Annotated in this window: 1 protein-coding gene; it reads right to left on the bottom strand. The window is 65.7% G+C overall.

The features are described 5' to 3' along the window. Positions 1-39: 39 nt before the first annotated feature. Entirely contained in the window at positions 40-522 is a 483-nt protein-coding gene (locus tag ACSFA3_RS24890) for a hypothetical protein (RefSeq protein WP_435473148.1), read from the bottom strand. Between the last annotated feature and the right edge of the window lie 94 nt (positions 523-616).

Here is a 616-nt window from a genome sequence, read left to right as displayed (position 1 = left end):
TGCAAGCCTTGCAAGCACTCGCCGCAGCCTGAAGCAGGCCTATCGCCTGAAATCCAGCCGCCCGTTGGGCCAGCGACCGTCGATCCTGCGGTTGTCGACGATCAGGCCCACCCAGGGCTGCGTGATGGCCGGATTGCTCAGGTTGATGTAGCGGCCCACGAGCGTGTCGGGATCGACATAGCGGACATCGAGCAGGGCCTGCCGCGCGCCGCCATCCCAATCGAACAGCAGATAGAACCGGCTGCCGGCCACCCGCACAGTGGCTGTGCCCTGCTTCCATGCAGCTTCGGAATCACCAGGAATCGTCGGATCGGCGCCGCCATTCCAGCGGCTGGACCATGCGCCGACGATCGAGGATGGCGCGTCGTTCACCGATGTTGTGCCCCACGCAGGCGCGTTCGGGTCATCGGGCCCGCCGTGAAGTTCGATGCTCTCGGCAAACGCTTCGATATCTGCGCCATCCGGGTCGGGCGCATCTTCGACGCCGAATGGGTTTCGGCCGGGGGAGGTGTTGGTGTTCATGGCGCCATCGTGCGCCGGAGCGTGCCGCCACGCATGCCGTTTCCGGACATGCGAACGAGGACGCAAAGGCTACGCCACGCGCTCGGCGATCAGC

The organism is Variovorax glucosi (genome assembly GCF_051216695.1).
Classification (GTDB): domain Bacteria; phylum Pseudomonadota; class Gammaproteobacteria; order Burkholderiales; family Burkholderiaceae_C; genus Variovorax.
The sequence above is the reverse complement of the archived record's forward strand: the minus strand, read 5'-3'. Positions and strand labels throughout refer to the sequence as shown.